The sequence below is a fragment of the Microbulbifer mixtoriginis (SeqCode) genome (genome assembly GCF_052467235.1).
Map to the genome: position 1 here is coordinate 19,576 of NZ_CP174305.1, position 25,571 is coordinate 45,146.

A 25,571-nucleotide genomic window follows, 5' to 3' on the forward strand; every position below is an offset into this window, starting at 1 on the left:
AGTGCCGATTAATAACGGAAGAAGTAGAAGAGACTAGCCATGAGTAAACATCAGCCACTCGCCCACTGGGACGACATCCTGCTGCTGGACCAGCAGTTGACCGACGAAGAACGCATGGTGCGCGATGCCGCACGCGAATACTGTCAGAACAAGCTGATGCCGAGGGTCTTGGAGGCCAACCGCCACGAGATTTTCGACCGTGAAATCATGAGCGAAATGGGCGAGCTGGGCCTGCTGGGCTCCACCATCGAAGGCTACGGCTGTGCCGGTCTCAACTACGTTTCCTACGGCCTGGTAGCCCGCGAAGTCGAGCGGGTGGACTCTGGCTACCGCTCCGCAATGAGCGTGCAATCCAGCCTGGTAATGCACCCGATCTACGCCTACGGCAGCGAAGAGCAGAAACAGAAGTACCTGCCCAAACTGGCCAGCGGAGAGTGGGTTGGCTGTTTTGGCCTGACCGAGCCGGATGCAGGTTCCGATCCCGGCGGTATGAAAACCCGCGCCAAAAAAGTAGACGGCGGCTACCGTATCAGCGGCGCCAAGATGTGGATCACCAACAGCCCCATTGCCGATGTATTCGTGGTTTGGGCCAAAGATGACGAAGACATCATTCGCGGTTTCGTACTAGAGAAGGGTATGGAAGGCCTGAGCGCGCCGAAGATCGAGGGCAAGTTCTCCCTGCGCGCCTCTATCACCGGCGAGATCGTGATGGACAATGTCTTCGTACCCGAAGAAAACAAATTCCCCGAAATTGGCGGGCTGCGCGGCCCCTTCGGCTGTCTGAACCGCGCCCGCTACGGTATTTCCTGGGGCGCCATGGGTGCCGGTGAGTTCTGCTGGCACGCAGCGCGCCAGTACGGCCTAGACCGCAAGCAGTTCAACCGCCCACTGGCTCAAACCCAGCTGTTCCAGAAGAAGCTGGCCGACATGCAAACCGAAATCACCCTGGGGCTGCAGGCCTCCCTGCGCGTTGGCCGCATCATGGATGAGAACAAGCAGTTCGACCCCACCATGATCTCCCTAGTGAAACGCAATAACTGCGGTAAGGCCCTGGATATCGCCCGCATTTCCCGCGATATGCACGGCGGCAATGGTATCTCCGACGAGTTTCACGTGATTCGCCATGTGATGAACCTGGAAGCGGTAAATACTTACGAGGGCACCCACGATGTTCACGCCCTGATTCTGGGCCGTGCCCAAACCGGCCTACAGGCGTTCGTCTAACGCCTCACCGGGCGCCACCCGCGGCATACGCGGGTGGCGCGCTCGCAGTAAACTTTTCTCCCTTTTAGCGCACTGCTATTGCCTGGCCTGTGCCTCTATCGCCTGCACATTAATCACACAAAAAGCAATTCCGATAAAAACCAATAGAGATGCACCCCACTCCATCGCATCCATCGATTCGCCTAAAATCACCCAGGATCCCATCAAACCAAATACCGGTACCAGCAGTCCAAAGGGGGCAACAAAAGCAGCTGAATAACGCCTAATCAAGTCCCCCCACCAAACATAAGCAAGCAACGTAAGGAATAAGCTTTGATAGAGGATCGCACCCCAGGCTATTGACGAGGCCTCCAGTAAATGCTGAATGGGCTTTCGAGTTTCCAAGAAATAGGACAATACGAATAGAGGAATTGGCGGCACCAGCGATGCCCAGACCATCAGATGGAATAAATTTACTCCCCGCATTCTTTTCAAAGCCAGATTAGCAATGGCCCAAGCCATACCCGAGCCCATCAAGAGCAAAAACCCTTTCTGCGTTGTGGCCCCTCCCTTATCAGCATCAATGAAAAACAATGTAAAGCCAGCGGCCGCTATCAACAGACCCACAAGCTGCTGCCAACTTATTTTTTCCGCAAAAAAGCAGATACTGAAAATTAAGGTGAAAATCACTTGTGACTGCACCAGCAGCGAGGCAATTCCTGCCTGCGCATCAGTGCGCATCGCCAAGTAAACCAGTCCCGTAGTGAGAAGCTGTAAAAATACGCCTATCAGGACAACATTCCATACTGAGGTTTTTGGAAAAGGAAAAAACCAAACAAATGGAATAGACGCCAAGGCATATCTCATCGCCGTGAGCATCAAAGGGGGAACATCACTGAGAGCCAACTTAACAATCGGATAGGCCATACCAATGATGAATACACAAGCCAGTGCTTTTAAAATGCTATGAATTGGCATGTTAAGAGTTATCCATCCTGTGCTTCTGCCCGTTTCGCTGCCACTTCAGCAGGCTCTCTTTTTAGCGTTTATAGGGGGGTAAAAATTTTTGGAGCGGAAGAAAACAACTCCCCGCTTTGCCAAACATAGCAACCGCTAACGGAATTGCTCTAATGCCCCACTCTGCACGACCTCACACTTCTCTCCAGCGGCAAAGTAGACGATTCCCTTTGCTTAAATAGAAGTGCTATTCTCCCCTGCCCGCCAATTCCAGGATGTAATGATGATATGGATGAGCTGCTGCATTGGTTCGATATGATCGGTATCGCAGTCTTTGCCTTTAGTGGCGTACTCGCTGCAGGTCACAAGCAGATGGATTTATTTGGCGCAGTAGTACTCGCCTGTGTTACCTCTACGGGAGGCGGCACCATCCGGGACATCATCCTCAATATCCCCGTATTTTGGCTGCAGGACACCTACTATTTGTGGATTGCTGTCGCGACCGGTGTAATTAGTTTTTACCTGATACGCTATCTACAGGTACCCATGCGCCTGCTGATGGTGGCAGACGCTATCGGCCTCTCGGTGTTTGTAGTAATCGGCACGCAGAAAGGTTTAGAACTTGGCTATTCCGCCACTATTGCGATCGTAATGGGCATGATGACCGCCACCTTCGGAGGAGTAATTCGCGATGTACTTTCCGGCGATATCCCATTGCTCTTGCGCCGGGAGATCTATGCCACAGCAGCTCTTACCGGCGCCGCTGTATTAGTTGCCTTGGATGCCAGTGGTAAGTTGCCGGGGGATCTGGTGATTGCCATCGCTGTAGTGGTGACCTTGTCAATTCGCTTAGCGGCCTTGCGATGGAATCTATCCGCTCCCATTGCCCGATTTGGCAATCATTGAGCGACTCAATTTACAAAACCCAGAACTTTTTCGGCCCACAGGAATACTCTTAGTGCGAAACTTCCGCCCACTGACCGCCTCCATCATTTTGATCGGCCTGCTGATGAGTGCCTGTGATCGGTCTGAACAGGGGACAACTTCCCCCGCAGCGAAAAAGCCCAGAAGTTATACCCACCTATACCCCAGATCCTGCTGGTTCAAAACAGACGACAGCTGGCCCGCCACTCAGTGCTTCATGATGGAAGTACCGGAGGATTACGCCCATCCAGAAAGGCGCAAAATCCGCTTCCCGGTTATACGCTTTCGCGCCAAAAATCCAGCGCCAAACAAGGCCCCGCTGCTGCATCTCGGGGCGGGTGGCCCCGGTGCCAGCATGGGCCTGGAACCGGAAAACGCCAGCGATTGGCTGTGGCTGAATTACGCCGCCATGACTGTAGAGGATGGGCGCGACCTGATTGTGATAGACCCGCGCGGCACCGGCATGGCAAGGCCGCGCCTTACCTGCAGCGAATTTATCGAAGATGCGCAGACAGCTTTCCAACGCAACCTCTCCCCGGAAGAAGAAGCGCGAGTCTTCGCCTTCAGTATGGAGCGCTGCTATAGCCGCCTGAGCAAGGGCGCAGATATGGCGCAGTACAACAGCTCGGTGATTGCGCGGGATGTAGATGAACTCCGCAAGCGGTTAAAAATCGATAAACTCGACCTCTACGGCGTTTCCTACTCCTCTCGCTATGCCCTCACCTATGCGCGGGATTTCCCCGATTCAACCCGCGCCTTGGTACTCAACAGCGCCGTCTTTCCTAATATTGTCTACACCCAACAGTTGGCACAAGATTCACTGGCAGCTTACGAGCGCGGCCTCAAGCACTGTATTGAAGATGCCAAATGCAACAGCCGCTACCCAGACTTGCGCCGCCGCCTGGAAAATCTGGTGCAAACCCTGGATGAAGAACCGCGCACGATCTCCATCAAACACCGCTATTCCAACCAGCCCTATCCCTTTGTACTCACAGGCCAACGCTTGCTGCGGGTACTGTTCCAAGCCCTATACAACGAGAACTTTTACAGTGAATTACCAAAACTCATTGAGGGCCTGGAAAACAGTGGCGATAAAGGTCTGAAGCCCGCACAAAAGGCCATAGGGCACTTTATGGAGATCGTATTGGACCCCTACTTTGGCGATGCCGCCGGAGTCAGCCATTTCTGCTATGAGGAAGCCCCCTTTGTCGATTTCGACGAGGCCCGCGAAAGCGCCGAGGACACCGGTATTCTCGGTGGCGCCGTGCGCTCAGACCTGAAGCTGCTGCAACTACAATGCCGAATCTGGGCGATTCCCGCCGCACCACTGCTGGAATCACAACCCATCGCCACTCCCGTGCCGGTTATGGTGTTACACGGCGGCCTAGATCCTGTTTTATCAGCCGAAGATGTAGATGTAGCGCGCAAGGCACTACCCAATCACCAGTGGCTGCTCTTCCCTCAATTGGCTCACGATATTATTTCCGCCAGCAGCTGTGCCGAAAAAGCGGCAGCACGCTTTCTCGATAACCCGACAAGCGACCAGACCGAGCCCACCAAAATCTGCCGCCAGCAGGAGCTGGCCGATCAGATCCAGGAAGAACAGCAGGGGCAGAACCAAGATGAACAGACAGAGGCTCCTTCCAGCGGAGTACAGGCCCCAGAAAGCAGCCCTTAATCAATTGGTGTCTTTGAACGACAGCAGGAAACAGCATGGACAGAGTTCGCAGCGCTTCGCTTATTGAGGTGGAAGACTTACAGGAATTCATCGCTAACAAAACCGTAGAGATTCTGGATTGTCGCTATGACCTCGCCGATAAGGAGAGTGGCGCCCTGGCGTATGCAGCGGGGCATATTCCCGGAGCCCACTATGCCAGCCTGCATAGGGACTTATCGGCCCCTACCCATCAATTAGGTGGGCGCCATCCTATGCCCAGCAACGCCCAGTTCCAACAGTTCGCCCGCAAACTGGGGATCAACGCCGATACGCCAGTCGTTGTCTACGATGATAATCGCCTGGGCTTTGCCGCACGAGCTTGGTTCCTGTTTTTCTTCTTTGGCCACACCAATATTAAGGTTCTTAATGGGGGCATGCGGGCTTGGCTCGATGCCGGCCTATCGCTAGAGACCCGTGAACCCGCCACCACACCAGAGGGTAATTTCAAAGCAAACCCCAAAGATAACCTGCTGGTGCACTACGAAACCCTCAAGGCCTCCCTGGGCAATGCACCCTGGCAGCTGATCGATGCCCGCGATGAGGATCGCTTCGCCGGAAAACACGAACCCATAGACCCTATTGCCGGCCATATTCCCAGTGCGATTAACCAACCCTGGCGCGAAATGACCGATGATGCAGGTAAAGTGAAGTCAACTGCAGCACTCCAAGCACTATGGGACGCTCGCTCCGATGGACGCCCGATTCTGAATTACTGCGGCTCCGGGGTGACAGCTTGTGTGAACTATTTTGCCCAACAACTTGCCGGACGCCGGGACTCCCTGCTCTATCCCGGCAGCTGGAGTGACTGGTGCGCGCATCAACGGCAAGGGAAATAAAGCGGAAAGCAGCACCCTCAATAAACGCACCATGAGCTGACATGACAGACCATGAAAAAGCTGAGTAAGAAATAAAATGAGATTTTTGGGCAGGCAGAATTATGGGGCGGTGGTTACCGCCCCTCTGGCCGAACGGATTTGACTCAATCGTACATGGGGTTGCGCAATATTGGGCAGATGGCCTCTTTATTTTTCGCCATATACTGCTGGTGGTATTCCTCAGCGTAATAAAATGGCTGGGCCATGCTGATTTCGGTAGTAATCTCACCGCGCTGCTTTTCGTTCAAGGCTGCTTGCACCGCTTCTTTACTCGCTTCCGCTTCTTTCTTTTGCCCCTCGTGAGTGCAGAAAATGCAGGAGCGGTATTGGGAACCGATATCATTGCCCTGGCGCATTCCCTGGGTGGGATCATGCATATCCCAAAAAGTTTTTAGTAATTCCGAGTAGCTGACCTTGTTGGGGTCATACACTACCTTAACGACTTCGGCATGCCCGGTACGCCCACTACATACCTCATCGTAATTTGGATTCTCGGTGGCACCATCCGAGTAACCCACCGCAGTGGCATAGACACCGTCAATGTCCCAAAACTGTTTCTCTGCACCCCAGAAACATCCCATGCCAAAAATTGCGACTTCCATGCCTTCGGGGAATGGCTCCTGGATTGAATTGCCGTTGACATGATGGATACCGGTGATTTCCATCGGCTGTGGTCGGCCGGGCAAAATCTGATCCGCATCCGGGATCTGGAATTTGTCGTATTGCATACTGTTATCTCAAGTGCTGAAATTTTCTTCAAACAGGATAGCCACAAGCCCTCATTCCGCCCAGAGATTGGAAAGGCTTGAGGCGAGCCATGTTAACCTGACAATCCATGGGATCGAAAAGATATTTAAGCCCTGGGCACAAACTTGGCAAGTGCAGAACCTAAGGAGCCGCCATTGGCACGTTTAATTCTTCTAATACTGATCTTACTCGGCATCTGGTATGCCTGGCAGAAAATCAAGTCCAGCTCTAAAGGCGATAGGCGCAAGCAGATTTTCTTTATCACCCTACTGGGTGCAGCAGTCATCGTAGTGTTACTAGCCGTCAGCGGAAGGCTGCACTGGGTCGGTGCCATGGTCCTGCTGATCCTACCGGTGCTGGGCCGCCTGCTCAATCAACTCACTCGTTTAATGCCCTGGCTGGCCCCCTTGTTCGAGCGTTATGCGCGCAATCGACAAAATCAAAGCCAACAACAAGAACAGGAACCCCATCAGGAACAAAAAGCCGCCCAGGCCGACCAAGGGCCGCCTCTGAGTGAACACGAAGCGCGACGAATTCTAGGCGTTGGCGCCAATGCCGGACGCGATGAAATTATCGGCGCTCACCGCAAGCTTATTCAAAAACTACACCCGGATCGCGGCGGCAACGACTATCTAGCCTCACGAGTAAATGCCGCCAAAGAACTGCTGCTGAATACGCTCTGATCGTAACTCTTTATCAGGGCAAGGTTATTCTGGTACACGACACAAGAGGTGAACATAGCGCGCCAACTGGCGATAAGGATCGGTCTGAGAATACTCCAATTCTTTTTGTACGATTGCCGCAGCGGGTAACTTGTCACGAATAGCAGGCGTCATAAAATCGTGAAAGCAACGAATACCGCTGTGGCAGATCATCTCAAAACCGGCCTCCTGCAGCCAATCACTCACCCACTCCAATAGCAGTGGGTTTTGTGGTGTCAGGCTCCCGGGGTGCCCACCCCAATAGTCTTCATCAATATTGCGCTCCAGCTGGCGAAAACTGCCACGCTGCAACAAGCGAAATTCCAGCGCGCGCCGATTGTAAAAAGTGAGGGACAAATGGCCACCCGGCTTGAGCAAACGGTGTAGCTGCTGTAAGGCCAAGCGTGGCTCCTCCAGCCATTCAAGCACTGCATGGCAAATCACAAGGTCCGCGCCCTGCAACGCTTTCATCTGCGCCAACGCCTGTAGGGGCTTATGCAAAAGGGTTACCCGCTTTTGTAAATGTCTCACCTCAACTTCAGCGGCAGCGTGCTCCAGCATTTGCGCCGAAATATCTGCCAAGTACACCTGATGCCCCGCAGCAGCCAGGTCCATGGCAAAGTGCCCCTGGCCACCACCTGCATCCACGATTTTTAAGGTGCGCGACTCCCGGCTGACGATCGCAGCTAAATCCCGATTCAGCACCGCCAGACGGATATCCCCCTTGAGGCCGCCATAAATACGATCGCGAAATCGATGCGCCAGGTCGTCAAAGTTCCTGTCGCTGAATCCTGCCTCACTCATGGAGCCCCACCATTTAAAACTTCTATCGCGCGGCGCTCGTTTTCCGCAATCTTATCGCGCAGCGCTAAATCCATATTCACCCCCAGCACCTCTGCCAACTTACACAGGTACATTTGGATATCCGCCAGCTCTGCAGCAACTTCTCTAGCATTCTCACTCCGCATCAGCGAATGAATATCCGCGTCTTCGCACCATTGAAAATGCCGATTCAACTCGGCCACCTCTACCGAAAGTGCCACCCCCAGATTCTTTGCAGTATGTAGTTGCTCCCAGCCCCGTAGCTTGGCCACCTTGTCAAAAGCCGCCACAATTTCACTATTTTCCACTGAACTTCTTCCTCTGCTGTCGCTCCAGGCCGCCCTCCCGCGCCGCCAAAATCGAGTTGAGTGCGCGGGACATAAATTCCCGCCGATACAAGACACAAACCACAAAAAGGTAACCGGCAATAAACAGCAGCGGATGGATAAACCAGCCCAGCACCGACATGGAGAAGTAATAGGAGCGCAGGCCGTAGTTATAACTGTGCCCGGCGTGGTCGATCACCTTAGCGGTGCTGATAGCAAAACGAAGGCGCTCATCCTCCGACAGTTCACCCGCTTCCGGCGGAGGTGCGGCTCCAATCAACACATTGGCAAACGAGTATTGGCGCAGGGACCAGGTGAAATTGAAAAAGGCGAAAATAAAAATCAGGATAAGCAGCATCACTTTTAGTTCGAACTGCTCAACCGTGGTGGGCTCGGCAAAAGGCAAGCTGGTGAGTACTTCGATGGCAGCTTTATTCGCCGTCAAGGCCGTCACCAGGCCCGCCAAAATTAGAATACTAGTGGAGGCAAAAAAACCAATCACCCGCTCAAGGTTACTGAGGATTGCGGTATCTGCCATGCGCATATCCCGATCGAGCATACGCAGCATCCACTCCACCCGGTACCACTGTAATGATGATGTGAGACACCAAGTCTCTTTGGCTTTCTTGCGTGCAAAGACGGTGTAACCGACCCATGTGATTAAAAAGCCAGTGACGCTGGCGATATCCAACCAGGACAACCTCTATCTCCCTGTTCGTCTACATTTATGCCGGGGCTTCGGTAGGTGAAGTCTTCGCCTTGCTGACATCCTTGTCAACACTGTCTTTCCGGTGTGTGCAAGCGGTAGAATAGCGCCCTTTCGCCGGCAGCAGAGGCCGGCCAGAAAATTTTCTATAACTCCAGGGAGCTGTCTTTTGAACAACTCACATCCTGCATTTGAACTGGTTACCAGCGCAGATATCGATTCCCTCGGCGTACGTGTCGAGGAATACCGCCACACCACCACCGGTGCCCAACACCTGCACATTGCCGCAGACAACGCGGAAAATGTTTTCCTGGTGGCACTGCGCACTGTGCCTCACGATTCCACCGGTGTGGCCCATATTCTTGAGCACACCGCACTGTGCGGCAGTGACAAATACCCGGTGCGCGACCCTTTCTTTATGATGATTCGGCGTTCACTCAACACCTTTATGAATGCCTTCACCAGCTCGGACTGGACCGCCTACCCCTTTGCCAGCCAGAATCGCAAGGATTTCAATAACCTTCTCGATGTCTACCTGGATGCGGTATTTTTCGCCACACTGGACCCACTGGATTTTGCCCAGGAAGGGCACCGCCTGGAATTCGCCGAAACCGAAAACACCAGCAGCGAGCTGGTATACAAAGGCGTGGTGTTCAATGAAATGAAGGGCGCCATGAGCTCGGTCAGCTCGCAGCTTTGGCACACCCTGAGTAAATATCTGTTCCCCTCCACGACTTACCACTTCAACTCCGGTGGCGAGCCTACAGATATCCCCAAACTCAGTTATGAGGAATTGGTAGATTTCTACCGCAGTCACTACCACCCCAGCAACGCCATTTTTATGACTTTCGGCGATATTTCCGCCGCCGAACACCAGGCAGCTTTCGAAGAAAAAGCGCTGCACAAATTTGAGAAGCTGGACAAGACGATCGAAGTGGGCCGCGAAGACCGCTATCACGCCCCGCTCAAGGTGGAAGAGCACTACCCGCTTAGTGGTGAAGCACTGGAAGAAAAAACCCATATCGTTCTTAGCTGGCTACTCGGCGACGTTACCGATCTGGAAGAGGCACTCACTGCACACCTGCTCGCCGGCGTGCTGCTGGATAACAGCGCCTCCCCACTGATGAAACTGCTCGAGACCACTGACCTCGGCACCTCCCCCTCCCCCCTTATCGGGCTGGACGATTCCCAGCGGGAGCTGGTATTTGTCTGTGGCATTGAAGGCAGCGAGCGCGAGCGCGCCGACGAGCTGGAAAAACAAGTGCTCGCCGTATTGGAAGAAGTTGCCGAGAAAGGCATCCCCTACGAGCAAGTAGCTGCCAGTCTGCATCAGTTGGAACTGCAGCAGCGCGAAATTGGAGGCGATGGCTACCCCTATGGCCTGCAGCTGATCCTTACCGCACTCACCGGCGCCACTCACCGCGGTGATGCGGTTGGCCTGCTGAATATCGACACTACCCTGGAAAAATTGCGCGATCAGATCAAAGACCCGATGTTTATCGCCAATAAAGCGCGCGAACTCCTACTGGAAAACCAGCACCGCGTGCGCCTGGTAATGAGCCCGGACGATAAACTGGCCGGGCGTAAAGAGCAGGCGGAAAAGGCGCAGTTGGCACAGATCAAAGCGCGCCTTAGCGAGCAGGAAAAAGCGCAAATAGTCGAAACTGCCAAGGCCCTCACGGACCGCCAGAATCGCGAAGATGATGCCTCCATCCTGCCCAAAGTGGGGGTAGAAGATATTCCCGCAGAAATGCCGGATGTCGAGGGTGAAATCACTGAGATCGGTGAACAAAAACTCACCCGCTACAGCGCTGGCACCAATGGCCTGGTTTACCAACAAATGGTGTGCGCCCTGCCCGAATTTAGCGAAGAGGAAAAGGCACTACTGCCCTACTACTGCCAGGTATTGAGTGAGGTTGGCCTCGCCGATAAAGACTACCTGGAAGTCCAGCAGTGGCAGACCCGTGTCGCCGGTGCCCTGCATGGCTTCACCAGCAGCCGCACCGCCATCGACAACCTCGATCACCTGTCCGGCCACTTTATTCTCTCCGGCAAGGCACTCTCTCGAAACCAGAGTGAACTCACCGAGTTGATGCAGGCCACCATGGCGCAGGTGCGCTTCGATGAGCACGCCCGTATCAAAGAATTATTGCAACAGACCCTGGCGCGCCGCGAACAGGGTGTTGTCGGCAACGGCCATGCCCTCGCCATGGCAGCCGCCAGTGCTGGCTACAATCGCGCAGCCTGGGAGAGCCACGCCAGCGGTGGACTGCTTGGCCTGCGCAACCTGAGAGCCATGGTCAAAGGGCTCGATGAGAAAGATGGCCTGCAGCAACTTTCTGCGCACTTCCAGGCAATCCACAACAAAATCCTCGCCGCCCCGCGCCAGTTCTTGCTTATTGGCGAAGAGGAAAAACTCAGTGACTTCAGCCAAGCACTGGCACCACTTATCTCTTCATCCAGCACGGCTGCGGCCAATCCGGACGCACCTTTCGAGCGCAGACGGGTACAGGAGCTCTGGGTGGCCAACAGCCAGGTGAATTTCTGCTCCAAAGCTTACGCCACCGTACCCATGTCGCACCCGGATGCCGCACCGCTGTCCGTATTGAGCGGTTTCCTGCGCAATGGCTTCCTGCACCGCACGATTCGCGAACAGGGCGGCGCCTACGGCGGTGGTGCCGGACACGACAGCAATATCGGGGTGTTCCGCTTTTACTCATATCGCGATCCGCGTATGGGAGAAACTCTAGAAGACTTCGATGCCTCTCTGCAGTGGTTGGCCGAAGGCAAGCACAAAGAAGAGCAAGTGGAGGAATCGATCCTCGGTGTGATCGGCGGCCTGGATAAACCCGGCTCCCCCGCCGGTGAGGCCAAAAAGAACTTCCACTCAGGCCTCTATGGACGCAGCCACGAAGTACGCCAACAGTTCCGCAAGCGGGTAACCGAAGTTACTTTGCAAGACCTGCAGCGCGTTGGTGCCACTTACCTGGAACCGTCCAAAGCCAGCACCGCGATTGTCACCGGCCCCCAGGGCAGTGAAGCGGCTGCGAAGCTCAATCTGCAAGAAGAAAAACTGTAATTGAGAGGCCCCCGGCAGTATTAGCTGCCGGGGCGCCGGTTTTACCCGCTTGCAGACAAATAGTACTCGGCAGTAATCATTTCTCCTGGATCCATGCCGTGATCCCTAAGCGAAGTCCCGATGAGCAAACAAGATAATATCTACGCAAACCCACTGGGCCAGGTGGCCGGCTTTGAATTTGATCGGCAGGTGGTGCAAGTCTTCCCGGACATGATCAAGCGCTCCGTGCCCGGCTACACCACCATCGTGGCCATGATCGGCACCCTCGCGGAACGCTATGCCCAAGCGGGCAGCCGTTGTTATGACCTGGGCAGCTCACTGTGTGCCGCCACCCTGGCCATGCGCCACCGTATTCCCGCAGCAGACTGCGAAATCATTGCCGTAGATAATTCCGAAGCGATGGTATCCCAGGCGCGCACTGTACTCGAAGCGGATAGCGGTGAAGTACCCGTGCAACTCATTTGCGACAACCTGCAAAACGTAGCGATTGAAAACGCCTCCGTTGTGGTACTGAATTTCACCCTGCAATTTATTCCGGTTGAGGAGCGCGAGGAAATCCTGCGCAAAATCCAGCAGGGACTGCGCCCCGGCGGCATCCTGATTATTTCCGAGAAAGTGGACTTCGCCGATAAAGACCACAATGAACTGATGATTGAGTTACACCACTCTTTCAAGGCCGCCAATGGCTACAGCGCACTGGAAATTGCACAGAAACGTTCCGCTTTAGAAAATGTGCTGATTCCAGAGACCTTAGACACCCACCGCTCTCGTCTTAAGAGCGTCGGCTTCACTAGCGTCGATGTCTGGTTCCAATGTTTTAACTTTGCCTCCCTGATCGCCATCAAAGGCAGCCCCGATAAGTAACTACCCGTGATTGACTACACCCAACTCTACCAAGGCTTGCAACATATCCCAGAGCTGCGCAGCTGGCTGGCTCAGCTTCCTCAACAGGTAGCCGAAAACCTTAGCCCTCATCGCTGGGGCGACCTGCCCGACTGGCGCGCAGCTGTCGAAGCCCTACCGAATATCGCTCCCTCCAGCATCGAGCTCAGCAATAGCGTGCGTATCGGCAAGGCCAGCGACGCCTCGCCTCAGCAATTGCAGCGACTGGAACAGGAACTGAGAAAACTACACCCCTGGCGCAAAGGCCCCTGGGAAATATTTGGCCTGCCTATCGATACCGAGTGGCGCTCCGATTGGAAGTGGGACCGGGTGCTGCCGCACCTCGCTCCTATGGAAAACAGACTGGTACTGGATGTTGGCTGCGGCAACGGCTACCACTGTTGGCGCGCCTATGGCGCTGGGGCCCGGCGGGTGATCGGCATAGATCCCTCGGCAAAATTCGTCGCGCAGTTTTACGCCCTGAAAAAATATCTCGGCGACGAACAGCCGGTAGACCTGCTGCCACTCGGCATCGAAGCCCTGCCCGCAAATCTGCGCGCCTTCGATACCACCTTTTCAATGGGTGTGCTCTACCACCGCCGCTCGCCGATGGACCACCTGCGCGAGTTGCGCGAGACCCTGCGCCCTGGTGGACAACTGGTGCTGGAGACCTTAGTGATTGATGGCGGGCTCGGGGATTGCCTGGTACCAGAGGGCCGCTACGCTAAAATGCGCAATGTATGGTTCTTTCCCAGCTGCGCCACACTGGAAAGTTGGCTGCGAAAGTGCGGTTTTCGCAATCCTAGGACAGTAGACTTGAATATCACCAGCCTGGAGGAACAGCGGCGCACCGACTGGATGCACTTTGAATCACTGGCCGACTTTCTCGATCCGCAATCACCGGACAAAACAGTAGAAGGTCACCCCGCGCCCAAACGGGCTGTTTTGGTCGCGGAAGCGCCATAGCTTGTTTCACAGCCACAATTTGGAAACTCATAAATTCCGCAAAAGCCGTAACAAATAGAATTTTGTACGGAATAGCGACTGCCATCTTGATTGTTGCGCCTTGTAGGGCAAAGTGCGCCCCCAAATGGTGCAACTATATCCTTAAGGGAAGGCCGCGACTATCTGCGGCCCAGCGCAGAGAATTTATATGAGTATTAGCGTATTTGAACTGTTTAAAATTGGCGTAGGCCCCTCTAGCTCCCATACGGTGGGCCCAATGGTCGCCGCCCGCCAATTTGTTCAGGACCTGCGCGACCGCGACCAACTCGCAAGAACCGACCGCATTCAAGTACACCTTTACGGCTCCCTGGCTCTGACCGGAATCGGCCACGGCACCGATATGGCGGTACTGATGGGACTGCTTGGCCAAACCCCCGATACCATCAATGTCGATAGTATCGATGAAAAGATGGCCGCCATTCACAGCGAACAAGCGCTGACACTAAATGGTGACCACAAAATAGAATTTGTTCGCGATCGCGACCTGCTCTTCCATATGGAAGAGTTCCTACCGCAACACTCCAACGGCATGACCTGCCAAGCCTATTGCGGCGAAGAACTGCTATTCGAGCGCAGTTATTTTTCCATCGGCGGCGGCTTTGTTCTCTCAGAAGAAGACTTCGCTCACAAAGAAGAAATTGCCACGCTGCTGCCCTACGATTTCAGTAGTGCCGAACAGCTGATGAAGATCTGCGATCAGCACGACTGGACCATTGCCCAGTTGGCCATGGAAAACGAAAAAGCATTTCGCAGCGAGCAGGAAGTCAAAGACCGCCTGTGGAATATCTGGAAAGTGATGAAAGCCTCCATAGAGCGGGGCTGCCAACAAAAAGGGATTCTGCCCGGCGGCCTGAAGGTACGCCGCCGAGCCGCCGAGCTCTATCAGGAGTTGAGCAAACAAACAGCGGAAGAGCGCAATCGCGGCCTCGCCATCCTCGACTGGGTGAGCCTGTTCGCGCTTGCCGTCAATGAAGAAAATGCCGCTCGCGGACGTATCGTTACCGCCCCAACCAATGGGGCCGCCGGTGTTATTCCCGCAGTGATCGCCTATTACGTGGAATTTGTGCACGATCCGAAAGTGCACGGAGAACTCAAAGAGCAGGTGGTGAAATTCATGCTCACTGCCGGCGCCATCGGCATGCTATTTAAGAAAAACGCCTCTATCTCAGCCGCCGAAGTAGGCTGCCAAGGTGAGATCGGCGTAGCCTGCTCAATGGCCTCCGCAGGCCTAGCCGCCGTGGAAGGCGGCAGTAATCAGCAAATCGAAAACGCTGCCGAGATTGGCATGGAGCACAACCTGGGCCTCACCTGCGATCCCATCGGCGGCCTGGTGCAAGTGCCCTGTATCGAACGCAACACCATGGGCGCGGTAAAAGCCATCAACGGCGCACGCCTGGCCCTACGCGGTGACGGCTCCCATATCGTACCGCTAGATAGCGTGATCGAAACCATGCGCCAGACCGGTATCGATATGCAGAGCAAATACAAAGAGACTTCTCTGGGCGGGTTGGCCGTTAACGCCGTCAACTGCTGATGGGTTTCTTTATGCCGGGGCTGGGTTTGGCCTCGGTACTCTATTTATGCTTAGGGGTTCAATTGGGAGGCACTATTATTTTGACCTAATTGAGAGGTGTAAAATTATTACATCCCTTACTTGATTTATCCTATAAAAAAAGACTCATCGCTTAGTGTGCAACAAAGCCTCTTCCTCTGATCTTCTTCTGGATAGCCTGCTGAGTCGTAAAGATCTCATCTGCATGGCTGGGAAATTGCCCCTTTTGGGTCGCTCGGCAGGAGGGCTGCTTACCCTCTTATCGTGACTTCTCCACATATCAATTTCATTATAGGAGTAACTAAATAGCTTCTAAGGCTTAATCATCACTTTTCCCTAATTCAATTCTTTCCCCTCTATCTCTTGCAGCTACTAATGCACTAAATTAATTTGGAGTTACATTTTACTAAATCCACCCCTGGGAAAATGGCAACCTCAAAACAAAAAATGCCTACAAAGCCTCATTTAGGCTCTACAAGCATTTTGAACGAAGATTAAAGAGTTAAACTACTACTTTGCCGAATTATTAATAATAGACTCTTTGGCGTCCTGGGTAAGCACTACTGAGCCCGCAATACTCAGAATGTATAATGAAAAAATAAAGTACGAATACTAAACTAACCTAGGACCAACCTAAATAATAATCACCTTTAAACTCATTGACTTCTCAAATAGATCTATATTTTTCCTGGTTCTGCCCTAACGTCTATTACAGACTCAAAAGTTGGGGAATAATCGCATTCGTACACATGATTTTGAAAAGCTCCAAAACCATTCTGGAACTGTATTTTGTCTCCGATATAAGTGACAACACCCGCACTTATATCTTTCCAACGATAATAACTAAATTTTGGCTCCAACCAGGCATTAGTCCATCTGTGACTATATTCTGCAAGCTGTTCAATATACCGATTACAGTGTACCGTTGCTGAAATGAAGTTTTCTTCAGCCCAACACTTCAAATCTTTACGACATTCAGTTTGTTCGGCAGCAACTTGTTCTGGTATTTTTTGCAGTTTAGAGCTAACTTCGGCTGCAGCGGGGGATATTTGCCCCTCATCAGTAGGGATACTCCACATATATAAAAAGACAATTAACATCCAAAGAAAGGAAACTGTTCTTATAGTGTTAGAATACTCTTTTTTTAGGGTGACCCAAGAAAAAATCAAAGGAAACAAAAATATCCCCACACATAGCATGCCGCCAATAGATTTAACGTCCTTCCCAGCGGTCGCTTGAGACCCTTTAGATGCACTTGGATGACCGCAATTCGGGCAAGCTATAGCTTGCTTTGATATATCATTCCCACACGCAGCGCACTCCACTAAATTCATACCCAAAAATTCCTTAGACTAATTCAGCTTTAGAGATTATCGATCATAAAGTGATCTAAGCTTAATTTATACCTTGATAGTTTTGTAGCAAATTATTATACGCCAATTTACCAAGTAAACTAAATAGACTGTAGTAATCAGCGATTCTCGGATAGCAAATTAAGTTTTCCTTCGCTTTAGCAGGCGACATACCTTACTTGAGTTGGTAGCTGCACTACCAGTTGTTGTAAGTTATCAAGTAATGAGTGATGTATTGACTTGGTTTACATGTAACCGAGAGAAGGTATCCATTCATTTTTCAGATTCCGAAACAGTCTTCTAATTGTGCACTCTCTCAGGAATTCCCACATCGACCCATGTTCTGGATCATTCCATAAGGCCAAGACCGTTGGCAGAACTGATGACTCATCCACTGATTGCCTTGATCCGAGTGAAATATACCTCACCGGCTATTCCTTACTGCTCTCAAGCCATCTCCAGCGCTTTTATCGTTAGTGGCTGGCTTACCAGGGAGGGCTCATCCAACGCTACCCGAGCATATAAAAGCTATGACGCTAGCTAGGTAACACCAGATTGAACCAGCCTCGATATAAGTATCATCACCATAATAATCATGATTAATTTTTTCCACTTTAAACCGGCGATCAAGTTCACTCAGTATATCCAAGTGCTCGACTATTGCTTTCTAATGATCATGAGGTCTAGGTTGTTTACAAACCAAAGCCGCTTTACACATTAGCCTTCAGGCTTTTAAGCGCTCGATTGATATCCACTACTCATAAAGTAAACTTTCAATTGTACAGTTTCCTGCAAAACTACGACTGCCCTCGAATACCTCAATGGCTTTGGAGTAAAGCTGCGCTCTGGGTACATCAACGGATGACCTTCCTTTTCCTATATTCGTAGTAGCATAATCAGGGTATTTCAAACTCTTTGCAGACCAGCTTAAAGAATTCCCGCTCACTCAATCGAGCCTATCAGCGAGTACGGTTTATCTCGTCCGATATCAAGTGAACGGTAGCCTATTTCATGCCTCTCCCTTTCTAGACAACCGATATGGGCTTCAAACTCCCGAGAGATCTATTGCTCAGTGACAAATGCCCTACTTGCAGATATGCTTCCCCACACCTTACTTCTAGTTGCTTCAACCAACAGGCAGATGGCCGATGTACTAATATCCAATGAACAGGCCGCTTCAGCTATTTATAGCCCAGATCTACTACCAGACCTTAAATTCAAGAGAAAAGGTCAACGTTGTCTACACTTTGAACAGATGTGTTTTCACAGCAATCTTACCACCCAAATTGGGGTCCAGGTTTAGTAGACCAGTCCACTTCCTCAAGACAATTTATTGTTTAATAGAATGCTCTCCATCTGAATGAAGTGGAACTTCAGTAAGTGCCCGTTTTATTTCCTCGAGCTTTTCGAAAAGGCTGAACCCCAGATGTTTATTGAGCCTATCCAATGAACGCTCTAACTCCTGAAATGTTTCAAGTATTTTCTCTACCTGCAACTTTCCTTTATCTGTCAGAAAGAAAAGCCTCCTTCGCTTATCACTTGAGTCATCTTCATGCTTAATGAGTGAGAGCTTAAGTAACTTCGGAAGTTTCTGCTTAATCAGCTGAGGGGAGGAGGCTGTCTCACGAGCAATTTCATTCAATGACAATCCATCCAATCGATGCAAAGTCACGATGATTGAGCAAGATTTAACCGGAACTTCCACACCATTTCTCGTGAGAATTATCTCGCACTGCTTGGTGATAAGAGTAGAGATAGTCTCCGCAGTCTTGCCAATAAAGTAATTCTCAGGGCTCATAAAAGACAACTCTCATCCATCTTTCAAATTAATTTGGGGCTCATCAGCAGAGTATTGATGCTTGATTCTACCATAACCTTCAAATATATTTATAAACATGTTTATAAATATATTTATGGAGGATAGTAATGCGGACAAAATGGATCATCTTCACTCTTTTCTTACAGTCTTGGGGAGCGCTAGCTCAAACAAACTGCTCTGTTCAGTTACAAGACCTTTCAAAGGATATTGAAGCTCTTAGAGTTGAGGCCGATATACCGGGGATAGCGATAGGAGCAGCGTTAGAGGGAGAATTGGTGTATGAAGAAGGTTTTGGCTTTGCTGACAAGTTACACAAAACACCGGTTACTCCCTCCACTATTTTCCAGATAGCCTCTGTAACCAAGCCAATCACAGCTTTGGCGGTAATGGAGATTGCTGATAAGCACTTGCTCGAACTAGAAAGTTCTGTGGCCCTTGAACCAGGCTCTCTCCTAGCGAACCCCCATCACCCCTCAAAGGAAATCACCCTACTCCAATTGCTTACACATACATCCAGCATACAGGATGGTATGTATTATGAGGTGGATTTCAGAACACCCGGGCAAGATTCAGCAATGAAGCTTTCCGAGCTGCTGGAAGATGTCCTTCTAGAGAGTGGCAAATATTATTCAGCAGATAAGTCTTTCCTGAAATCCCCGCCCGGGGAGCAATGGAGCTACAGCAATATGGGCTACAACTTGTTGGGCAACTGGGCCGAGCAACAATCTGGATTGAATTTAAAAGATTGGACTCAGAAAAACTTCTTTGGGCCACTGGGAATGGATCATACTTTCTGGACTATAGCAGATACGTCTGGGTTAGAAGTCGCAACGCCTTATCAAACCCTTTCTGATGGCCAGCTTGTCGCAGTTGCACAAAGTAGTACTCCCGGATATCCGGCAGGAATGTTGCGCTCAACAGTATCAGATTTGACAAAATTCTTCGGTGCGGTTGCTAATTCAGGTGTATTTATGAGGGAGACTATTTCCTCCCAAAAGGTGCTTCAAGAGATGTTTGCTGAGCGCTCCATGAGTGGCATTCCAGACCATCTGGAAAGTCAACTTGTTGCATGGAATAGCTATAACTACAAAAAGCGCTCCTATTTAAGGCATTGGGGTGGCAATATTGGGGTATACACGGCCGCTTATGTTGCTCCTGAAACAGGGCTTGCACTTGTCATTCTCACCAACAGGAATGCAGAAAGGCCTCAAATTAATATGCTTAAAGAGCTATCTAAAAAAATCTATGATGTAGTTGAAAGATGTAATACTAAGACTGCAGTGGAAAGTTAAAATCACATTGAATAGATAAGACTTGAGCCTTTAATTATTTTAAACTCACTAAAGCGGTGCAATTATAAGCATCAGAAATTGCGAGGGTAGGCAAGCCTACCCCCGTATAAAGATGAATAGCTGGATTAGTTCACACTTTTAGAGTGGTAAACAATCGCTTGCCAGACGTTTTGCTGACCGCCGATATAATTCTCAAAGGTAGGATTCTTGATATAGTTCCAGGCCACTTTGCCGTTACCTAGATACATCGGCTCATCCAATCCACCCCATCCATAATCGGTGAGTTTTACTGGCCCTTCAAGTACATTGAGGTCTGCGTCAATCTCCATCACATAGTAGGCTTTAGGTACCAACATACGCATAGCCTCGCCTTTCTTGTTGTAACTGCGATTGTAGGGAAGGTTATCGGAAATACACTGGAACTGTGCATAACCAAACAAGTAGCGGCCATTCTTCAAGTCGACGAGCTGGGGGTCACTAATTTGGCAGTCGGAATCTTCCGCCAGCCACTTGAAGCCATTCCCCTCTATATTGCCTCGGCCATCAACTTTTGCGATGCCTACGCGAGTTAAGGATGATGTATCCAGCGCACCACCAGAATAGAGTCCTTGCCTCGCAATCAGCGGGTAATCGCCACCATAGTAGTTATCTTCAAGATACGCGAAGAAACAATTTTTATAGTCTTCAGCCGCACATTGGTCATCAAAGGGGCCGTCGCCACTAGTATCTATACCAAGTACATCCTGTAAGAACATATTCATATTCTCATCTTCAATGTACTTAGGAGAAACAACCACTGAGAGATTCGTGTTCGCATCCACTGGAACAACTGTGTGCCCTCCCCCATTGGAGATCATCGCACTTGTAGTAGGGACTACGTGATTATAAGTACCCTCAAAAGAGTCGCTATCTTCCATTTTAATAGCAATCGCTTTCAAACCTGGTGAGGGGTGGTAATCGTTTCCGTCACTGGTACAAAGTGCCCCAAACATTTCATTCCCAGGATTATAGAAAGCCCGGATATTAAGCACATGCCCATGTCCACATGCCCAGTCCCAGCCCCTGTTATCACTTCCGGACATCTTCAAGGACCAATCATCTCGCTCGATCACCGTCAGCCCAGCTGAATAGTGAGAGCCGCTGACAAGTACTCGCGCAGTGACGGAGAATGCATAATTGGTGCGCCCTTTACTGTCATTTTCAACATACAGTAGCTCTTGAGCACCTAAGTGAGTGCCACCGTGCATTTTATTAACTACGTAAGCATCAGGCTTCTCAGATAAGGGCTTATCATCCCACTCCATTAACCAAATCTGATCATTGTACTTTTTCTCATTATCAGTACCAGCAACAGCGTCGAGATTGTCCTCAATCTTCATCCAAGTAGTACCATACTCCTCTACAAGGTCTTTCTGAACATCGTAACGCTCACTTGCTTTATATTCGGTGTTGCATAAAACAGCGACTCTAGAGCAGTCTACACTTGCAGTAATACCATGAGTTTCATAGCACTGCTTAAGGATTGTAGTATTACCCGTTTGATCGAAGCTTGAGGTTTCGGGGTTATACTGCAGCTCGTAAACAGAACCGTATGTTGGATCAGAAGCTTTTAACCCTTCTGATAATGTAGTGGACACGAACATCCGCGGCTTATCAGTATCCGTAGCGCAAGTTGCCGTATAGCTACGAATTGGAATATCAATGTACTCCTCATCTTGCTCACTATCTGTTCGGCCAATATAGTGTGCAAGCTGGTAAACTTCCTGGGCGTTTACCATTGCATCAGGCAGGGTGATATCTGTAGCAGTTATTGTGGCAAACCCCAGATCGGAAGTAGAAACATCTCCAACCGTTACCGTTGAGGGATCATTATCGGGAAGGGGCGTATCGCTCCCAGTATCGCCGGAACCACTATCACCTCCTTGGTTATCGCCACCCTGATCACCACCATTATTACTGCCACCATCACCCACAGCTGGTGTCTCAGGTTCAGAGTCTGAAGAACCGCCCCCTCCGCCGCTACACGCAGCCAAAGCTGCAGTTAATGCCAGCACCAATAGTTTCTTGCTAAATAACTTGTCCATAATCGCCTGAAATCTTATTTTTTGATTTGTGTGTTAGGTAAGGATTAAGAATTAAGTTCCAATGAGTCACGAAATGAAAATACGAAAAGAATTTTATTTTTTCGTGAATAATTTTCTGTGTCGCATTTAAAAAAATGAAGAAACTAAAGCCTGCCTATATCGGTGCCTTTCTGACGATATTTGTCACCTATATACAAATTGCGTTAGAAGTGTGCTCTACACTCATAAAGCTCTATTAAAAATGGGTGATATTATTCAGTATGAGCACTCCCGAATTGCTTATTGATGACAGCCGAGCACCTGCTTCCGCAAAAAACTGGAGGCTTTAGCATCAAATAAATGAACGTCTAGCCGGCGCTCGCTCCTAAACGTCCACTCATCAGCTTAACCTTACAGCTTAAGTCACCTAAGCGAGACCTGTCCAGGATAAGAAGCACTATCGCTTTTCAAAGCAAGTTTGCTCTGCTTAAAAGAAAGCAACAAAGGGATCAGGATTAGAGTAATCGGTGTAGCAAATAGCTCCCCGAACACTAAGGATATAGCCGCTGGCTTTAAATATTGGGCTTGCTCGCTGGTTTCGGCTAATAAGGGTAGCAACCCACAGATAGTAGTCACCGTAGTTAAGAAAATTGCCCTTACGCGACTTTTCCCAGCCTGAAGTAGCGCTGTTTTTACTGGCACACCCTGCGCGTAGAGCTGATTAAATCGGCTCATTAATACTAGGGAATCGTTAATCACTACCCCAGTCATTGCCATCATTCCAAATAAGGATAATAAGCTTACTGGGAAGCCCAGTAGGCCGTGTCCAATAATTGCCCCCGCAAAGCCCATTGGAATCACCGACATAATAATCACTGGTTGCCAATAGGATTTTAATGGTATCGCCAACAAAACGTAGATAAGTAAAAGCGTCAGCAACATGGACTTTTTAAATCCAGCCTGTACTTCTACTATTTCGGCAAATTCACCAACGGCTTTAATTTGGACACCCGGATAAAGGCGCTCCAGTTCTGGCACCAGCTCTTCTTTTAATCGCTCCCAGTTTTTTTCCGGTGAACTGACAGAGCGATTCTGACGCCAGTAGATGCTGACCACTTCATCGCGATCTCGCCGATAAATTACCTCCGGTTCCCGCTCATACTTCAGCTGGGCGATTTCACCTAAGGTTACGTAGCTGTTGTTACCCAGGTTAATGGGAGTGGCTTTTAACTGCTCGATTGTTTTAGTCTGAATTTGAGGTAAGCGAGCCAATACCAATGTCTCTTCCCCTTTATCCAACAGCCTATGTATCTCAATCTGGCCGAATGCTCCCCCTATCAGCACTGCCAGGTGACTTTGATCAATTCCCAGGCTGGCTCCCCGCTCATTGACCGTAATTTTCAGCTGTCTTTTGGCTAGTTGGCTATCATCGTAGACATCGTTCACACCGGGTAACTCTGCGAGTAGAGCCTTGAGGCGGCCAGCCACTTGTTTCGCCTGATCTCGATTGCTGGCAGAAACCGCAATGGCAGTATCCCCCGCCGGCTCTTCCGTAAGGCTAAACTTCACTGCATAGCTTCCCTCCAGGATACCTGTTTGCAGCCGCAGCTCCTCTAAAAAGCGGTTGCTCTCTACTCTGGCCAGAGCATCATGTGTTAATTCCGCTGTCAACTCTATGGTCTTGGTGCCGTCCTTTGACACGATATACTTGCTAACAGGTGACTCCGGAAGTTCATACTCCTGTTGCAATCTATTTGCGGTGCGCTTGATGGCCTGTTCAAGTTGATCGGTGTTGCGTTCCGCTAAAGTATTTGCAACTCCATGCTGCATAGTGACTTTAACCGTGGCATAGCGTCCTGGAATTTCGGGAAAGAATACTGAAGCGATATGTCCCTTGAACATAGCGCCATAGGCCAGCAGCAAAAAGGTGACAAATAGACTGATACTTGTTTTCCGGTTTGCCAGGCTCAATGACAAAAGCGGAGTATATATCTTATCCGAAAATTGATTTAATAAACGGTTACATTTCTCTCTGGCAATCTCAATCCATCGTTTTATTGTGCCACTAGTTTGAGTATGCGTTTTTGGATAGCTTAAATGCACGGGTAATATAAATTTGCTCTCAATTAATGAAAATATCAATGCAAATATCACTACAGCAGAGAATCCTGATAAGACTTTTGCCAATTCATTTTCAATCCATAACATCGGTGAGAAGGCCGCAATTGTAGTCAATACGCCAAAAACTGTGGGCACGGCTACGGCTTCAACCCCTTTCCAGGCAGCCTCTTTCGTGTCAGTTGTATTTTGTCTCGCCTGGTGAATACTTTCACCGACCACAACGGCATCATCTACCAATATCCCCAGTACCAAAATCATACCGAATATAGTGATATCGTTGATGCTGTAATCCAGGGAAGGAAAACCCATCAATGTAATCGCACCAGCCAGGGATATGGGAATACCTAAGGCAACCCAAAAGGCCAGCCGCGTATCTAAAAAAAGCACCAATAGCAATAAGACGATTAATAATCCCTGCAAGGCGTTGGAACTTAGCAAGTCTAATTGCTCGGAAATATAGGGAGACATATCAGCCATTACATCCAACTGCAGGTTCTTGGGTAATGTCGATTCCAATGATTCTAATACTGATTGTGTGGCTTCATGGATATGAAACAGGTTGTCTTTTTGGCTGGTGGATACCATCAGTGCGATTGCTGGTTGCCCCTGATATCGAACAATACTGTCGGTTTGCTCATAATCTCGCTTAACCGTAGCGATATCACTGAGTCTCACTCGTGCCGTCGATTTAGTGATAATGGGAATATTCCTAAGCTCCGCCAAGTTGTCAGCCAGGGAACTGCCCTGCAGCACAATATTGCCATTGGCCGTTCTTAATTCACCACTGCGATATTCCACTGACCACTGGCGAATACGTTCCGTTAGGTTTTCAAGAGATAAACCGTAGCGTTGAAGTTTCCTGGGGTCTGGCTCTATAGCCAGTAGTTGCTTTCTTTTCCCCAGGTATGTCACTTTGGAAATAGCAGGATGCTTCTTAAGCGCTCGCTCTACTCGTGAGGATACCTGTTGAAGCGAATCATTATTGTCACCACCGTAGACCATGACAAACGCCGCAAGATTCGTATATTCACTGCGATAAATACGCGGCCGTTCCGCCAATACGGGAAACCCTTCGATACTTTCAACTTGATTGCGAATATCTTCAATCAAACGATCCAGGTTCACATTAGTATTTTTTTTCACTACCAATAAAGCGTAACCTTGGCTTGATTGGCTGGTTATGCGCTTTATTCCCGCAACACCACTAATAGCTTCCTCAATACGCTGTGTAATACTCTCATCGACCTGGCGGGCAGTACCGCCGGGGTAGACAACGGAGATTTCGACTTCTGTAGGTGGAATTTGTGGAAAGCTTTCCACCCGCAGATTTTGAAAGGTCAGCAAGCCTGCAGCTAAAATGAATACCATGAGCAGGTTAGCGGCAACCGGGTTATCCAGAAACCAACGTGTGAGTGTTTTCATATGCAG

At 50.2% G+C, this 25,571-nt stretch carries 19 protein-coding genes; 10 read left to right on the top strand and 9 right to left on the bottom strand.

Annotation, left to right across the window (positions count from 1 at the left end):
- Positions 1-39 precede the first annotated feature (39 nt).
- Positions 40-1,224, top strand: a complete 1,185-nt coding sequence (locus tag ACJJIO_RS00080) for an acyl-CoA dehydrogenase (protein WP_444885105.1) — start codon at positions 40-42, stop codon at positions 1,222-1,224.
- Between the two features lie 75 nt (positions 1,225-1,299).
- On the opposite strand, the gene ACJJIO_RS00085 is transcribed toward ACJJIO_RS00080, so the two are convergent.
- Positions 1,300-2,181, bottom strand: coding sequence for a DMT family transporter (locus ACJJIO_RS00085; RefSeq protein ID WP_444909736.1), 882 nt, complete (start codon positions 2,179-2,181; stop codon positions 1,300-1,302).
- Between the two features lie 267 nt (positions 2,182-2,448).
- Between ACJJIO_RS00085 and ACJJIO_RS00090 the strand changes: the two genes are divergently transcribed.
- Genes ACJJIO_RS00090 through ACJJIO_RS00100 form a run of 3 tightly spaced genes read left to right on the top strand, consistent with a single transcriptional unit; the run spans position 2,449 to position 5,637 of the window.
- A complete protein-coding gene (locus tag ACJJIO_RS00090; protein ID WP_252085742.1) occupies positions 2,449-3,066 on the top strand; it encodes a trimeric intracellular cation channel family protein in 618 nt (205 codons plus the stop codon).
- Positions 3,067-3,118: 52 nt separating this feature from the next.
- Complete coding sequence (locus ACJJIO_RS00095; RefSeq protein WP_444909737.1) at positions 3,119-4,762, top strand: alpha/beta fold hydrolase; 1,644 nt, start codon at positions 3,119-3,121, stop codon at positions 4,760-4,762.
- A 35-nt stretch (positions 4,763-4,797) separates the two neighbouring features.
- The gene (locus ACJJIO_RS00100; RefSeq protein ID WP_444909738.1) at positions 4,798-5,637 is read left to right on the top strand and encodes a sulfurtransferase; all 840 of its coding nucleotides are present in this window, start codon (positions 4,798-4,800) and stop codon (positions 5,635-5,637) included.
- 143 nt (positions 5,638-5,780) lie between these two features.
- Here ACJJIO_RS00100 and msrA read toward each other — a convergent pair whose 3' ends face one another.
- A complete protein-coding gene (msrA, locus tag ACJJIO_RS00105) occupies positions 5,781-6,404 on the bottom strand; it encodes a peptide-methionine (S)-S-oxide reductase MsrA (protein WP_444909739.1) in 624 nt (207 codons plus the stop codon).
- 174 nt (positions 6,405-6,578) lie between these two features.
- On the opposite strand from msrA, the gene ACJJIO_RS00110 reads away from it, so the two are divergent.
- Complete coding sequence (locus ACJJIO_RS00110; protein WP_444885110.1) at positions 6,579-7,106, top strand: J domain-containing protein; 528 nt, start codon at positions 6,579-6,581, stop codon at positions 7,104-7,106.
- 24 nt (positions 7,107-7,130) lie between these two features.
- On the opposite strand, the gene ACJJIO_RS00115 is transcribed toward ACJJIO_RS00110, so the two are convergent.
- The 3 genes from ACJJIO_RS00115 to ACJJIO_RS00125 are packed head-to-tail and all read right to left on the bottom strand — an operon-like array spanning position 7,131 to position 8,972.
- Positions 7,131-7,928 carry a methyltransferase gene (locus tag ACJJIO_RS00115; protein ID WP_444909740.1) on the bottom strand — a complete coding sequence of 266 codons (798 nt, stop codon included), beginning with the start codon at positions 7,926-7,928 and terminating at the stop codon, positions 7,131-7,133.
- The gene (locus tag ACJJIO_RS00120; protein WP_444909741.1) at positions 7,925-8,254 is read right to left on the bottom strand and encodes a nucleotide pyrophosphohydrolase; all 330 of its coding nucleotides are present in this window, start codon (positions 8,252-8,254) and stop codon (positions 7,925-7,927) included. The genes ACJJIO_RS00115 and ACJJIO_RS00120 overlap by 4 nt, the downstream gene beginning before the upstream one ends.
- Positions 8,244-8,972, bottom strand: coding sequence for a DUF599 domain-containing protein (locus ACJJIO_RS00125; protein WP_252085735.1), 729 nt, complete (start codon positions 8,970-8,972; stop codon positions 8,244-8,246). The genes ACJJIO_RS00120 and ACJJIO_RS00125 overlap by 11 nt, the downstream gene beginning before the upstream one ends.
- Before the next feature lie 175 nt (positions 8,973-9,147).
- Between ACJJIO_RS00125 and ACJJIO_RS00130 the strand changes: the two genes are divergently transcribed.
- From ACJJIO_RS00130 to ACJJIO_RS00145, 4 genes are all read left to right on the top strand, one after another.
- Positions 9,148-12,057 (top strand): insulinase family protein, encoded by a 2,910-nt coding sequence (locus ACJJIO_RS00130; protein ID WP_444909742.1) that lies wholly within the window; start codon positions 9,148-9,150, stop codon positions 12,055-12,057.
- 120 nt (positions 12,058-12,177) lie between these two features.
- Positions 12,178-12,921 carry a carboxy-S-adenosyl-L-methionine synthase CmoA gene (gene cmoA, locus ACJJIO_RS00135; RefSeq protein WP_252085733.1) on the top strand — a complete coding sequence of 248 codons (744 nt, stop codon included), beginning with the start codon at positions 12,178-12,180 and terminating at the stop codon, positions 12,919-12,921.
- 6 nt (positions 12,922-12,927) lie between these two features.
- A complete protein-coding gene (gene cmoB / locus ACJJIO_RS00140) occupies positions 12,928-13,905 on the top strand; it encodes a tRNA 5-methoxyuridine(34)/uridine 5-oxyacetic acid(34) synthase CmoB (protein WP_252085732.1) in 978 nt (325 codons plus the stop codon).
- Positions 13,906-14,092: 187 nt separating this feature from the next.
- A complete protein-coding gene (locus ACJJIO_RS00145) occupies positions 14,093-15,478 on the top strand; it encodes an L-serine ammonia-lyase (protein ID WP_444909743.1) in 1,386 nt (461 codons plus the stop codon).
- A 695-nt stretch (positions 15,479-16,173) separates the two neighbouring features.
- On the opposite strand, the gene ACJJIO_RS00150 is transcribed toward ACJJIO_RS00145, so the two are convergent.
- Together ACJJIO_RS00150 and ACJJIO_RS00155 are read right to left on the bottom strand one after the other, a co-directional pair.
- The gene (locus ACJJIO_RS00150) at positions 16,174-16,830 is read right to left on the bottom strand and encodes a zinc ribbon domain-containing protein (protein ID WP_444909744.1); all 657 of its coding nucleotides are present in this window, start codon (positions 16,828-16,830) and stop codon (positions 16,174-16,176) included.
- A 1,348-nt stretch (positions 16,831-18,178) separates the two neighbouring features.
- Complete coding sequence (locus ACJJIO_RS00155) at positions 18,179-18,646, bottom strand: hypothetical protein (RefSeq protein ID WP_444909745.1); 468 nt, start codon at positions 18,644-18,646, stop codon at positions 18,179-18,181.
- A 128-nt stretch (positions 18,647-18,774) separates the two neighbouring features.
- Between ACJJIO_RS00155 and ACJJIO_RS00160 the strand changes: the two genes are divergently transcribed.
- On the top strand, positions 18,775-19,959 hold the full coding sequence (locus tag ACJJIO_RS00160) for a serine hydrolase domain-containing protein (RefSeq protein WP_444909746.1): 1,185 nt from the start codon (positions 18,775-18,777) through the stop codon (positions 19,957-19,959).
- A 125-nt stretch (positions 19,960-20,084) separates the two neighbouring features.
- On the opposite strand, the gene ACJJIO_RS00165 is transcribed toward ACJJIO_RS00160, so the two are convergent.
- Both ACJJIO_RS00165 and ACJJIO_RS00170 read right to left on the bottom strand, forming a co-directional pair.
- On the bottom strand, positions 20,085-22,043 hold the full coding sequence (locus tag ACJJIO_RS00165; RefSeq protein ID WP_444909747.1) for a hypothetical protein: 1,959 nt from the start codon (positions 22,041-22,043) through the stop codon (positions 20,085-20,087).
- 402 nt (positions 22,044-22,445) lie between these two features.
- Complete coding sequence (locus tag ACJJIO_RS00170) at positions 22,446-25,565, bottom strand: efflux RND transporter permease subunit (RefSeq protein ID WP_444909748.1); 3,120 nt, start codon at positions 25,563-25,565, stop codon at positions 22,446-22,448.
- Positions 25,566-25,571: the final 6 nt, after the last annotated feature.